Genomic DNA, 13,095 nt, shown 5'->3' with positions numbered 1-13,095 from the left:
TTTTCGGACTGTATCGGGTGCGAAAGATCTACCCTTCTCGCTTTTTTGCACATTCCTGTTTTTGCACATTCCTGCACCCCTGTGCCTGGCGGTTGATTTTCCATGAAAGCCCCGTTACCAGAGCTATACAAGGGAATTGCCCTGTTTACGCCGGGGGGCGACCTGGTGTACTGCATCGATCCAGACAAGCAGAGCCATTGGCATTTGCACCTGTGCGCGGCGCTTCAGGAGTGGCTCGATCTGTCGGAGCCGCCGCTGTTCCTTGTGCCGTGGTACACCGCGTCCATCGACCGCTGGCGATCGCCCGAAAACCAGTCTGTCCTCACATCCGCTGAGGTGTATCCCCTGGTGGCGCGGCATCAGGCCGTGCTGAATGCCGTCTTTGGCACTGGGGACTTGCTCTGGCAAACCGTGCAGCCGCCCGACAACCTGGACGAGTCGCTGATGCTGCTGACCTATCAGAGCCGCTTTCCCGAACTGTGGCGATCGCACGATTTGGTGATTTGCTACGAATCTCCGACAATTCAGCAGGTCAGCCAGCCAGAGGCTCAGCCATCGTCTTGGAGTCGGCTATCGTGGCAAGCCCAGTCGCCGGATTTCTCCAAACAGGGCTATGTGCTGCGCCTCTATGTGTCGAGCAACAGCGACGTGACGGAGGCGATTTTAACGAACCTGCATCGCCTGCTCGAAGACCTGATTCAGCAGCCCTACACGCTGAAAATCATCGACGTATACAAGTTCCCTGAGCTGGCCGAGCAAGACCAGGTGGCTGCTACCCCCACCCTCGTCAGGGTTTGGCCAGAGCCAGTCCGTCGTGTCACTGGGCGGCTCGAAGATGCCAGCCGCGTCATGCAACTGCTGCTCGCCTCGAACGGAGAGATGGAAAGCGGGATGATGGAGAGATAGGGCGCGAGCAGCCTGGAATGACAAAAGGCTCTCTTCACTCCGGCAGCTATCACGCCTCCCCTTTGCCGCTGACGACCGATCGCATCTGCTGGCTAATCAAATCCACCAGAAAAGTGAGCGCCACAAAGCACCCCAGCGTTAGCACCAGCCTGCCGTAGTCAAAGCTGCTGAGTTGCTCGGTCAGGAGGCGGCCCAGCCCCCCTGCGCCCACCAGTCCAACGATTACGGTTTCGCGCATACAGACCTCCCAGCGGTAGAGGGTATACGCCAGAAATCGCCCCAGGTTTTGGGGCAACACGCCGTAGAGAATTGCCTGCCCACCGGATGCGCCCAGGGCGTGGAGCGATCGCACGGGGCGCTCGTCCAAGTTTTCGTTGACCTCGGCCATGAGGCGGCCCAGGATGCCCAAATTGTGCAGACCCAGGGCGATCGCCCCCGGCAAAATGCCTGGAAATAGCACAAACAGACACACCAGCGCCCAGATGGGGGCAGGCACAGCGCGGCTGAGCAATAGCAGCAAACGGGTTGCCACCAGCAGCAGCCAGGCCAGGGGGGCTTGGGTCGTTGTGGGGTCGTCTAGCGGCCGCAGCCAGCCGCCGGGCAGGAGAAAGGTCTGGGCCGCAGGAAAAGACAGCAGCACCCCGCCCAATCCGGCCAGGGCGATCGCCAGAATGGACATCACCAGCGTCAAGCCCGACAGGTGGAGCAGCGTTGCCCATTCGGCCGGGCTGGGCCACTGGGGCGTGGCGGCCGCTGCAATGTCGCCCAAGAGTCGTCGCGTGCGGGCCGACCAGAGCCGCGTCCAGTCGATGCCCAATCCCCAAAAGCAGAGCGGAATCGACAGGGCGATCGCCCCCCAGGATAGCCGCAGCGGCCAGGGATTGGCAGTTTGCAGATTGGGCTTTGGGGCGTGGGAATTTTGGGATCTTTGGGCCACGTTGAGATCTAGCCGACTGGTGAAGCCCAACCTGCGCCGCACCCAGCTGCTCCACCAATCGACCCCGCCATTCAGCAGCACCAGCGCATAGAACCCCGTCCAGAGTTGCCCATAGCGGAGCGATTGCAGGCTCAGCAAAATTTCATAGCCCAGCCCACCCGCGCCGATCACCCCCAGCACCGCCGCCGACCGCAGCGAACACTCGAACCGATAGGTCGTGTAGGACAGCAAATCTGGAAACGCCTGGGGCAACAGTCCGTAGAGCCACGCTGCCAGCGGCGACACTCCGCTGCCCAGGAGGGATTCCAGCGGTTCCTGGGGCGTTTCGTCAAAAATTTCGGCAAATACCTTAGACACGATCGCCCCAAAGGGCAGGGCGATCGCCAGCACCGCCACCAGCGGATTTAGCCCCAGAATATTCAAAAAAAACAGGCCCCAGAGGAGTTCATGAATCGCCCTGGGAACCGCCAGCAGCCCGCGAATCAGCAGCCAAAGGGGAGCCGCCCACGCGCCGCCCGCCGCCGCCCTCGGCAACACCGTCCGCCACCAAGTTTCCGACGACAGCACGCCGCCCACCAGCCCTAGCGCCACGCTCAGGGTCGTGCCGCAGACTGCATAGGCAAAGGTGACAAAAGTTGCCCTGGCAATTACCTCTAGAAAGTCGCGGCTGAGGTCGGGCCGCAGGCTGCTGGCCCAAAACTCCACAAACTGGCCCCAGCCGCCGGGGTTGACCAGGGTCGCGTCTGGTCGTCCGATGCCCGTGGCGTAGAGCGAAAGGGCGATCGCCCCCAGCATTACCAATCCCCACCCGTTGCGGCGGTTCAGCCAGGGGGGAGGCGGTGGGAGGGCAGTGGGTGCAGCGGGCATCGGGGTGCAGAAACGGTTAAAGGACAGGCTGCTCTAGGCGGTATAACTCGTGGATCATCGCGTCCGTCACTTGGGCAGGCGGCGCGTCGAACTGAATCTGCCCCTGCCGCAGCCCCACCAGCCGCGTGCAGTACTGAAACGCATATTCGATATCGTGCAAGCTGATCACCAGCGTTTTGCCACTCTGCTCTGTCAGGCGGCACAGCAGCGCCATCAGGTCGTGGGCGCGGGCCGGGTCGAGGCTGGCGATCGGCTCATCTGCCAGGATGGCCACCGGATCTTGCACCAGCACACGGGCGATCGCCACTCGCTGCTGCTCGCCGCCCGATAGCCGATCGGTGCGAACATACAGCTTCTCGGCAATGCCAACCTGAGCCAGCGCCCGTGCAGCGATCTCTACCGACTGGGGCCACAGCAGCGACCAAGCGGCCTTGGCCAGCGACCAGCGCCCTAGGTGTCCGGCATTGACGTTGTGAATCACCGACAGATTGGTGACGAGGTGATGCTGCTGATAGACCGTCCCAATTTGCCGCTGCACCCGCCGTCGCTGCCGAGGCGACAGCCGCCGCAGGTCTTGCCCCAGCACCGTCACCTGCCCCGCCGATGGCAGCAGCGTCCCGTTCAGCAGACTCAGCAGGGTACTCTTGCCCGCGCCGCTGGGGCCAATCAGCGCGACCCTTTCCCCAGCAGCAATGCTCAGGTTCACCTCGGCCAGAGCCGTGAGCCCCTGAAACTGGCGCGTCACCTGGCTGAGGTAAAAAATGGGCGGGCCCATCACTGAATCTTGCCAATCTGGCGACCGACAGACTCAATCTGCGAGTAGTTCTCGTTTTTTGTGGGAATAAACTTTGCCGCGCCAAACAACTCCAGCACCTCTTTCTGGTCTGGGTTCGCCGGGTCTAGCTCCGTAAATGCCGCCTGTACCTTTTGGATGAAGCCCTGGCCATAGCGCTCTTCCACCTCTGGGCTAATCACCCAGTGATAGTCGTAGTAGGGCGGCGTGGTCCAAATCACCTGCACCTTATTGGTGTCTACTGCACCCTCCGCCACTCGCGATTCCCAGACTTGAGAATTCAGTGCGCCGACTTCGTAGGTTCCTGCTTCCACCAGCTTGATGGTGGCATCGTGATTGCCCGAAAAGCCCACTTCCCCTTTGAAATCTGACAACGTCATGCCTGCCTGCTGAATGAAATATTGCGGCATCAGCCGACCAGAGGTAGAAGATTCGCTGCCAAAGGTGAGGGTGCGCCCTTTGAGCGTGTTAAGGTCTTTGAGGTCAGTAAAGGGCGCAATGCCGCTCTGGGTGTTGGCAATGAAGACGCTGGTGAATTGTTCGTCGATGTCGCGCTGGGCGATCGCCTGGGCCCCCGGCACTTGCAGCCGCGCCTGCACACCCGTCAGCCCACCAAACCACACCAGATCTAGATCACCCACCTTGAAGGCCGTGACCGCAGCCGCATAGTCCGTAACGGGCTGATACTTCACGGGCACGCCCAGCTTTGATTCTAGATAGGCGGCCAGCTTCTCGGCCTGTCGCTGCACCTTTTCGGGGTCTTGGTCGGGAATCGAGCCAACTACCAAGGGGGCGGCAGTTCCGGCAGGTGAACCAGTTTCAGGGTTTTGGGCGGTCGGGCTACCCGCGCAGGCATTCACCAAAAGCACTGCCAAAGTGCCCAACAACAATGAGCGGCGTTTGAAGGAGGTCATCATCAGGTTAATGGCTTATGTAAAACTCTGTCTTGTGCTGTCTTGAGAGCTAATTTATGAAGCAAATCTTAAGAAGCCTGAAACTTTTGGCATGTGTGGCTTTGAGGTCATGTTTGCCCAGGAAAAGCGGTTTCTCGGAAATCCTTGATTAACAAGGCTTTCAGGTTCCTTTACAAATTAGCTCTGATGGACGACGTTTTGCATTCTGTCTAGCATCCAGTCTTGGATTCTATCAGGTCTGCCTGCAGAACTTGAGTATCTGGCCCAGTCAGACTACCTTTCAGAGGGTGTCCAAAAGCTGCCTAGTCCAAAGATGAGCGATTTTATTCATTTGACACCGGAACCGTCTAACCTGGTCGAGTTGTTGGAGCGGCGATCGCACGTTCATCCAGACCGACAGGCGTTCATCTTTTTGCAGGATGGCGAAACCGAAGCGGGACACCTGACCTACGCCGGGTTATACCAGCAGGCGACCGCAATGGCGGCCTGGCTCCAGCAGCAGTTTGCACCGGGCGATCGCCTGACGCTGGTCTATTCCTACGAGGCGGCGCTGGAATTTATCGTGGCGTTTTTGGGCTGTCTGGCGGCGCAGGTGGTTCCCGTCCCCTGCCATCCGCCCCGCAATCAGCAGGGGGTGGCCGACGTAGCGGCGCGGTTGGTGGGGTCGGGGTCGGCGGGCGTGCTGACGGGGCGATCGCTCTTGCCCAAGCTCCAGCGCCAGCTCGTCCCTGCCTTGCCCCCGGCACACCCGATCTGCTGGCTGACCCATGAAACGGGTCGCGCCTCAGCAGCGGGCTGGAGCAGGCCCGACCTATCGCCCGACAGCCTGGCCTTTTTGCAATATACGTCTGGCTCCACGGGCACACCCAAGGGCGTAATGGTGACCCACGGCTGCCTCTGGGCCAATCAGCAGATGCTCCACGGCGCGTTTCAGCATACCGAAGCGTCGGTGGGCGTGGGCTGGCTACCGCTGTTTCACGACATGGGGCTGATTGGCAATATTTTGTACTCGCTCTATGCCGGGTCGCTGTGCGTGCTGATGTCGCCGATTGCCTTTGTGCAGAAGCCCGTGCGCTGGCTGGAGGCGATCGCACGCTACGGCGCAACCACCAGCGGCGGCCCCAACTTTGCCTATGGCCTGCTGGGTCGATACGTTACCGAAAACCAGCGCGATCGCCTCGACCTGTCCACCTGGGACATTGCCTTTTGCGGCGCAGAACCCGTGCGGCAGACCACGCTTGACCAGTTTGCCGAAAAATTTCGCCCCTGTGGATTTCGCCCGGAGGCATTTTACCCGTGCTACGGCATGGCCGAGGCGACGCTGTTCATCACGGGCGGCGCTAAGCATTTGCCTCCCAAAATGCTGCATGTGGACACGCAAAGCTTGGAGCAAAACCGCGTGGAGATTTGCGAACCGGCCCGTCCCGGCCTTGCCCGCCCTGGCGCACGGCGGACGCAGACCTTAATCAGTTGCGGACACCCCTGGCTAGACACGCGAGTAGAAATCGTCAATCGAGACACGCGGATGCCCTGCGCCGATGGGGAAATTGGCGAAATCTGGGTGGCGGGGAGCGGCATCGGCAAGGGCTATTGGCAGCATCCGCCGGAGCAAGAGAATCCGTTTGGGGTGACGCTGGCCACGGGCGAGGGCGGCTTTTTGCGGACGGGTGACTTGGGCTTTGTGCAAGCGGGGGAACTGTTCATCACCGGACGGCTACACGATGTGCTGGTGTTGTGGGGTTTCAACCACTATCCGCAGCACATTGAGCAGACGGTGGAATCGTGCTATCCGGCGTTTCGTGCGGGCGGTTGTGCGGTTTTTGCCGCGCCGATCGATGGTGAACTGGGGGGCGACGCAGCGGGCGAAGAGCGGCTGGTGATTGTGCAGGAAGTAGAACGCAGCGCCCGCCAGCGGTTGTGTTTGCCAGACGTGGTGGAAACCGTGCGGTGGGTGGCGTTTCGGGAACATTTTGTAGACGTGGGGGCGATCGCCCTGGTGAAACCCGGCGGCTTGCCCCGCACCTCCAGCGGCAAAATTCAGCGGAGTCGCTGTCGGCAGCAGTTTTTGGAGGGCAGTCTGGCGGTGATCGACGTGTGGCGATCGCCCGACTCTCTCGATGTTTCCAGCCTAGTGCGGCGCTACCTCAGTCCGCGTACCCACCTGATTCGCCTGGTGGCGCGGCTGCGAGCTAAGCTTGGCCGGGCTTAGGGCACAGAAGATATAAAAAACAAACGCTAGAAGGCAGGAGCAATACTCCCTTTTCCTGCCCCTTTTCCTGTCTGCTTGCACTTTTATGCAACCCCCTTTTCCTGTGAGCGCAATGAAACGTGCGGGAAAGGGGAGTGCTACGGCTGGGGCGATCGCCCTATTGTACTAACAACAGCTTCAAGCAACCCCTGCAATTAAGCCGCAACGGTTAAGCAGCAACGGCTCGAAGCAGCATACTGCATAAGCTTACTGACCGGAGAAATACTTCTTTTTGGAACCCAGTTGGCAGTCCAAAAAGAACTTTAACATACCGCTTTGGTTTTTGTTCTGGATTGTGTTTCGGAAGGAAATCGAGAATCGAAACCGTAAGCTTTTATACATATCAAATTTCAGTCAAATTTCACTAGCTGGTTGACAAGTTCGCACGATGGCATACATCCCTGCGATCGCCCTCTGATCACGCTCCGACCATTGCACTGAACTACCTAACACCCCTACGGAGGTCATGCTCTATGGTACGCTCCTTTGCACGTCCCCAGCCCGTTCGTTTTGCTCATCTGGCTGCCTCTAGCCTGCTGCTGCTGCAAACGGCGATCGCCACCACGCTCGTCAGCGAATTTGCCCTGACCACCCCCGGCACTTCCCTCACCCAATCGGCCGCCGCCCAGTCGCGGAGTAATATTCAAGATGCCGAAGCTGCTGTGGTTCACATCCGCGCCAACGGTCGCAATGGCAGCGGCACAGGCAGCGGCGTGATCATCGACCCCAGTGGATTAATCGTCACCAATGCCCATGTGGTTGCCGGAGCGCGGGAAGTAATTGTGACTGTGCAGGGTCGCGAAGTGCGGGCAGAGGTTGTGGCAATGGGCGATGCGGACTGCCTGGATCTGGCGCTGCTGCAACTGCCCAATCAGCGCAACCTCCCCACCCTGCGCCTTGCCGATGCCAGTTCCATCACAAAAGCGCAGAACATTTGGGCATTGGGTTTTCCCGTTGGTAGTACCCCGCGCTCCCCATCGATTGTAGAAGGGACGGTCAACAACATTCACATTCCTCAGGGTGTGGTCGTGTTTAATGCACCGGTGAATCCGGGCAATTCCGGTGGGCCGGTGATTGATAGCCAGTTGCGGATCGTGGGCATTACCAAGTCGGGCGCTCGCGATGCCCAAAACGTGAATTTCGCCGTGTCGGTGGGGCAGGTGCGGCTGTTTGTAGAGGCCCATCGGCAGGGGCTACGGTTCCCCGTTGGGCAGTATGTGATTCCCGCCGTGGCCTCATCCAGCCAATCCATCAGCCAGCCCATCTCCCTGGCCCGTGGCAACGTGCAGGGCAACTTGCAGCCCGGTGACAGCCGCTTTTGCGCCGATTACAGTCCTACGGATATTTACACCTTCGAGGCAGAGGCGGGGCAGGCGGTGATGCTGAGAATGTCGAGCCGTCAGGCCGGATCGCGACTGGTGCTGGTCGGGCCCGATGGACGGGCGATCGCCCTGGATCAGAGTAATGGGGCGAATCGAGATGCGCTGGTGGTGCAAAAGCTGACCCAGAGCGGGCAATACACCGTGCTGGCAATGGCGGCTGGCGAAAATCAGTCTGGGCAGTATGACCTGCAAATCTCGCAGCCAATTTTGGTGGAGCGGGGAATGCTGGATGCCAGCACTGCACCCTGTTTCGACGATGGCTCCCTTTGCCGTGCCTACAACTTCCAGGGACGCGCCGGACAGACCGTTGCGCTGATTGTGAACTCGGCGTTTAATCCGTACCTGATTGTGCGCGACCCCAATGGCGATCGCGTGGTGGAAGGCAAGGCAGAGCGCCAGGGCAGCGTGCGGTTTGAACTGCCTGCCGACGGCTGGTATCGGCTGATTGTGGGCGGTGTGGAACCGGGCGATCGCGGCGAGTTCTTTATCTCCATCCTCGACACGCAGGATTTACCCGGTGCAAACCGAGTGTCGCAGCGCTGAGGTGATGCTTGCTGAAGCATGAATCTGAAGCGTAAATCTGAAGCGTGAATCTGAACGCAAACCAATGCCCCTGCGGCGGGAAGTCTGGCAGCCAGTCCAGCACCCCGCCGCAGAGGCATTATGGCTCTGTGCCAAAACCCGCGGGCGATCGCCCCCAAAATGTCTTGAATTCTTAAATCCCACGATCTAGATGACATGCCGCAAATCTTTCATCACGGGTTCACGAACATGCTCTCTCAGCGCCTTTGCAGTGCCCAAATCCACCTTGCAGTCCAGCAGATCCTCTAAATAGTGGCGCACCCGAAACAGTTGAAACAATCCGCCTAGGCGATCGAACCCTACCAAAAAATCGACATCGCTATCATCCCGCGCCTCATCCCGCGCCACGGAGCCAAACAAATCGAGCGACTTCACACCCAGCGCTTGAAGCTGAGAGCGATGGGCTTGCACCAATACGATCACCTCATCTCGTTTCATGAGAAACCGTGAAAAAACGAAGAACGATAAGCGAAGAACGAAACTCTCTTCTTTCTTGTTTTTTTAACTCTCTTCTTTACAGTGCAAACGTTCGAGAGGAACGCTCTCTCCCCGTCACCCCAACACCCCAACACCTCGTCAATCTCCACTAGGTGCTGAAATACTTCGCAGTCGGGTGATACACCACGATCGCCGTCGTCGATTGCTCCGGATAAAGCTGTTCGCTTTCATCCATGTGCAGCCCGATGCGCTCGGCTCCCAGCAGGTCAAGCTGCGTATACTGATCCTGAATGTTTGGACAGGCCGGATAGCCAAAGCTATAGCGCGACCCCTGATAGCGCTGTGCCAGCACGTCGCGAATGGTGTCGGGTTCCGCTGCGCCAAAGCCCAGTTCGCGCCGAATGCGGGCGTGAACCCACTCTGCCAGCGCTTCTGCCGTCTGCACTGCCAGCCCGTGGAAGTAGAGATAGTCGGTGTATTGGTTGGCGGCGAATAGCTGCTGAGCAAACTCCGTAGCAATGTCGCCGACCGTCACCGCCTGCATGGAGAAGACATCGAAGGTGGTTGCCTGATCCTTGGGCAGGAAGAAATCGGCAATGCAGAGTCGTCGGAGGGACTTTTGCCGGGGGAAGTTGAAGGTGGCGGCGGGCTGCAAGTCGCTTGGTTTCTTGCCATTCTGGGCAGCGGCGGGGTCGAAGAGATGCAGCGAGTTGCCCTCGGCTAGGCAGGGGAAATAGCCATAGACCACCTGCGGCCGCAGCAGGTTTTCTGCCAGCACGCGCTGTTTCCACTGCGCCAGGATGGGATAGGCCTTTTCCTTCAGGAAAGCATCGTAGGCTTCGCGGGTCTGATCTTTGGGTTTGCGGAACTGCCATTGTCCGGCAATCAGCGCCTGCAAGTCCAAGTACCAGAACACGTCCTCTAGCGAAATGTCCTCTGGGTTTAGGATCTGCGTGCCCCAGAAGGGCGGCGTGGGGCGGGGAATGTCGAGGGCTACGGCTTCGGAGCGCAGGGTGTCTGCGATGGCAGGAGCAGTGGGAGCGTTGGCAGGAAGGGCAGTTGGAGGGGCGATCGCCTCTGTTTCTGTTTCTGCCTCCGGTGCTTCAGACAACGCTGAATCCTGACCCTGCTCATCCAAAAAGCCCTGCACATCATCCCACCGGCCTGCTGCCTTCGCGGGCATCAGCTTGTCCATAAAGTGCAGATCAGAGAAGGCATCTTTGCCGTAAATCACCTTCCCTTTATAGGTGTTTTGGCAATCTTCGTAGACAAACTTGGGCGTGAGCGCTGCGCCGCCCAGGATAACGGGCACAGTGATGCCGCGCTCGTTAAACACTTCCAGGTTCTCTTTCATAAAGGCGGTGGACTTCACCAGCAGCCCGCTCATGGCAATGCAGTCGGCCTGGTGTTCAAAGTAGGCATCAATGATGTTATCCACAGGCTGTTTGATGCCCAGGTTAATCACGCGATAGCCGTTGTTGGTGAGGATGATGTCCACCAGATTTTTGCCAATGTCATGCACATCGCCCTTCACCGTGGCAATTAGAAACGTGCCTTTGGCATTGCCGCCGGATTCTTCCTTGTCCATAAACGGTTCCAGGTGCGCGACGGCGGCTTTCATCGTCTCCGCCGATTGCAGCACGAAGGGAAGTTGCATTTGTCCAGAACCAAACAGGTCGCCGACGACCTTCATGCCATCCAGCAAGAAGGTGTTGATGATGTCCAGCGGCTTGTAGGTCTTCAGCGCTTCGGTGAGGGCTTCTTCCAGCCCGATACGTTCGCCGTCGATGATGTGCTGCTTCAGGCGCTCCTCGATGGGCAGATCGGCGAGGGAGCCGCCGGAGCGGGTGTCTTTGGCCGAAACGCCCTCGAATAGTTTGGTGAGTTCTGTCAGCGGATCGTAGACGCAGACCTCGCCTTCAAACCGCCGCTGGTCGTAGATGAGCTGGCGGCAGACTTCCTGATGCTGCGGATCGATCTTGGCCAGGGGCAGGATTTTGGCGGCGCTGACGATCGCCCCGTCCATGCCCGCCGCCGTTGCCTCATGCAGAAACATCGAGTTCAGCACGATCCGCGCTGCGGGGCTGAGGCCAAAGGAGATATTCGACACGCCCAGCAGGATGTGAACCCCTGGCAGGTTTTGGCGGATCTGGCGAATCGCTTCGATAGTGGCCTTGCCGTTTTCCCGGTCTTCCTCGATGCCTGTGGAAATGGGCAGTGCCAGCGGGTCGTAGAAGATTTCGTAGGGCGGAATGCCGTATTCTAGTGCATCGCGGTAGGCCCGTTGGGCGATCGCAAATTTCTTTTCCGCCGTCCGAGCCATGCCCTCTTCATCGATCGTGCCCACCACAATCCCCGCACCGTAGGTCTTGGCTAGTCCCAGCACCTTGAAGAAGCGCTCGTCGCCATCTTCGTAGTTTGTTGAGTTGAGGATGCACTTGCCGCCTGCGACTTTTAGACCCGCTTCCATCTTTTGCCATTCGGTGGAGTCCAGCATCAGCGGTAGGTTTACGTTTGTCACCAAGCGCGACACCAGTTCCCGCATGTCTCGTTCGCCGTCGCGTCCCACGTAGTCTACGTTCACATCCAGGACATGGGCCCCTTCTTTGACCTGCGATCGCGCTACGGCCACTAGCCCGTCCCAATCTTCCGCATTCAGCAACTCCCGCACCTTTTTGGAGCCGCTAGCATTCAGGCGTTCGCCAATGATCAGGAAGGAGTTGTCCTGGTCGTAGGGCTGGGCACTGTAGATAGAGGCGGCGGCGGGGATGTAGGAGAGGGCGGGGCGGGGGGAGGGGGTTTGGGTTTCGGATTTTGGATTTTTGGGGGGATGGTTTGTGGTGGGTGGGTGCTGACTCCTGACGGCCCGAGCTTTGGGCTTGAGGGTGGGGGCGATTTCGGCTAGCTGTTGGATATGTTCTGGGCGCGTGCCGCAGCAGCCGCCGATCACCTGCACACCCAAGTCTTCGACAAAGTGCATCAGGGCCATGCGGAGTTCCATTGGCGTGAGCTTGTAGTGGGCATGGCCGCCAACGTTTTCGGGGATGCCCGCATTGGGGATGCAGGAAATGACAAAGGGAGAATGCTGCGACAGATAGCGGATGTGGTCGGCCATGCGGTCTGGGCCGGTGGCGCAGTTTAGCCCCAGGATGTCGATGGGGTAGGGTTCCAGAATGGTAAGCATGGCGGCCACGTCGGAGCCAACCAGCATCGTGCCCTGAATTTCCATCGTCACAGAGACCATCAGCGGACGACGTTTGCCCTTCCGCGCAAACACCGCCTCGATTGCGTTCAGCGCCGCCTTGATTTGCAGCACGTCCTGACAGGTTTCCACAATGAACAAATCCACGCCGCCGTCAAACAGTCCCTCTGCTTGTTCCTCAAAAGCCGCCTTCATGGTGTCGTAGTCGATGTGGCCGAGGGTGGGCAGCTTGGTGGTGGGGCCCATCGACCCGGCCACAAAGCGGGGCTTTTCGGGGGTGGAAAATTCTTCGGCGCAGCGTTTTGCCAGTTCCGCTGCCAGCTTGTTGAGTTCATAAGCGCGATCGCCCAAGTTATATTCCGCCAGCACAATGGAGGCTGCACCGAAGGTGTCGGTTTCGATCACATCGGCCCCAGCGGCGAGAAAGTCCCGATGCACTTTGGCAACGGCTTCTGGCTGGGTGACGACCAGATACTCGTTGCAGCCCTCATACTCTGCGCCACCAAAGTCTTCTGCCGTCAGGTTTTGCACCTGAAGGTTGGTGCCCATCGCGCCATCGAAGACAATCACCGGGCGATCGGGGCTATGGAGACGATTGAGAAAGGCGCTGTTCATAGGTGCAAGTTGAGCTTGGTGTGGAGGCAGGGTTTGCCCTCATCTCCCGGCTGCTTCTCCTGCAGGAAAAGGGGAGCAAAGTCCCTCTCCCGGTGGGAGAGGGATTTAGGGTGAGGGCTGGCACAGTCGTTCTAGGGTTTGTCGGTGTTGTCTTTTGTCAGTATTGTCTTTTGTCGGTATTGTCTAGCGTATCTCACTCGCTGGTGTGACC

General features: G+C 59.1%; 8 protein-coding genes. 3 read left to right on the top strand and 5 right to left on the bottom strand.

Annotation, left to right across the window (positions count from 1 at the left end; genetic code table 11):
* The first annotated feature begins 102 nt into the window (after window positions 1-102).
* Window positions 103-906 carry a circadian clock KaiB family protein gene (locus tag JTM80_RS03990; RefSeq protein WP_172356876.1) on the top strand — a complete coding sequence of 268 codons (804 nt, stop codon included), beginning with the start codon at window positions 103-105 and terminating at the stop codon, window positions 904-906.
* Window positions 907-955: 49 nt separating this feature from the next.
* On the opposite strand, the gene JTM80_RS03985 is transcribed toward JTM80_RS03990, so the two are convergent.
* From JTM80_RS03985 to JTM80_RS03975, 3 genes are read right to left on the bottom strand one after another with little or no spacing between them, the layout of a single operon-like run.
* Entirely contained in the window at window positions 956-2,710 is a 1,755-nt protein-coding gene (locus JTM80_RS03985) for an ABC transporter permease (RefSeq protein WP_172356874.1), read from the bottom strand.
* Window positions 2,711-2,726: 16 nt separating this feature from the next.
* Window positions 2,727-3,485, bottom strand: a complete 759-nt coding sequence (locus JTM80_RS03980) for a phosphonate ABC transporter ATP-binding protein (protein ID WP_172356872.1) — start codon at window positions 3,483-3,485, stop codon at window positions 2,727-2,729.
* On the bottom strand, window positions 3,485-4,420 hold the full coding sequence (locus JTM80_RS03975) for a putative selenate ABC transporter substrate-binding protein (protein ID WP_399367071.1): 936 nt from the start codon (window positions 4,418-4,420) through the stop codon (window positions 3,485-3,487). Before JTM80_RS03975 ends, JTM80_RS03980 begins: the two co-directional genes overlap by 1 nt.
* A 310-nt stretch (window positions 4,421-4,730) precedes the next feature.
* Between JTM80_RS03975 and JTM80_RS03970 the strand changes: the two genes are divergently transcribed.
* Together JTM80_RS03970 and JTM80_RS03965 are read left to right on the top strand one after the other, a co-directional pair.
* Window positions 4,731-6,626 carry a fatty acyl-AMP ligase gene (locus tag JTM80_RS03970; RefSeq protein ID WP_172356870.1) on the top strand — a complete coding sequence of 632 codons (1,896 nt, stop codon included), beginning with the start codon at window positions 4,731-4,733 and terminating at the stop codon, window positions 6,624-6,626.
* A gap of 512 nt (window positions 6,627-7,138) precedes the next feature.
* Window positions 7,139-8,590: a S1C family serine protease gene (locus JTM80_RS03965; RefSeq protein WP_172356868.1), complete on the top strand. Its 1,452-nt coding sequence runs from the start codon at window positions 7,139-7,141 to the stop codon at window positions 8,588-8,590.
* Between the two features lie 186 nt (window positions 8,591-8,776).
* Here JTM80_RS03965 and JTM80_RS03960 read toward each other — a convergent pair whose 3' ends face one another.
* Both JTM80_RS03960 and metH read right to left on the bottom strand, forming a co-directional pair.
* Complete coding sequence (locus JTM80_RS03960; RefSeq protein ID WP_172356866.1) at window positions 8,777-9,067, bottom strand: nucleotidyltransferase family protein; 291 nt, start codon at window positions 9,065-9,067, stop codon at window positions 8,777-8,779.
* A gap of 148 nt (window positions 9,068-9,215) precedes the next feature.
* The gene (gene metH, locus JTM80_RS03955) at window positions 9,216-12,884 is read right to left on the bottom strand and encodes a methionine synthase (RefSeq protein ID WP_205370651.1); all 3,669 of its coding nucleotides are present in this window, start codon (window positions 12,882-12,884) and stop codon (window positions 9,216-9,218) included.
* Window positions 12,885-13,095 lie beyond the last annotated feature (211 nt).

This window comes from Thermoleptolyngbya sp. PKUAC-SCTB121, from assembly GCF_016919485.1.
GTDB lineage: Bacteria > Cyanobacteriota > Cyanobacteriia > Elainellales > Elainellaceae > Thermoleptolyngbya > Thermoleptolyngbya sichuanensis.
The sequence above is the reverse complement of the archived record's forward strand: the minus strand, read 5'-3'. Positions and strand labels throughout refer to the sequence as shown.

Bases quoted from the DNA above. Each gene is read 5' to 3' on its own strand.
- JTM80_RS03985 (WP_172356874.1), bottom strand. From the start codon at position 2,710: ATGCCCGCTGCACCCACTGCCCTCCCACCGCCTCCCCCCTGGCTGAAC.
- JTM80_RS03975 (WP_399367071.1), bottom strand. From the start codon at position 4,420: ATGATGACCTCCTTCAAACGCCGCTCATTGTTGTTGGGCACTTTGGCA.
- JTM80_RS03965 (WP_172356868.1), top strand. From the start codon at position 7,139: ATGGTACGCTCCTTTGCACGTCCCCAGCCCGTTCGTTTTGCTCATCTG.
- metH (WP_205370651.1), bottom strand. From the start codon at position 12,884: ATGAACAGCGCCTTTCTCAATCGTCTCCATAGCCCCGATCGCCCGGTG.
- JTM80_RS03970 (WP_172356870.1), top strand. From the start codon at position 4,731: ATGAGCGATTTTATTCATTTGACACCGGAACCGTCTAACCTGGTCGAG.
- JTM80_RS03960 (WP_172356866.1), bottom strand. From the start codon at position 9,067: ATGAAACGAGATGAGGTGATCGTATTGGTGCAAGCCCATCGCTCTCAG.
- JTM80_RS03980 (WP_172356872.1), bottom strand. From the start codon at position 3,485: ATGGGCCCGCCCATTTTTTACCTCAGCCAGGTGACGCGCCAGTTTCAG.
- JTM80_RS03990 (WP_172356876.1), top strand. From the start codon at position 103: ATGAAAGCCCCGTTACCAGAGCTATACAAGGGAATTGCCCTGTTTACG.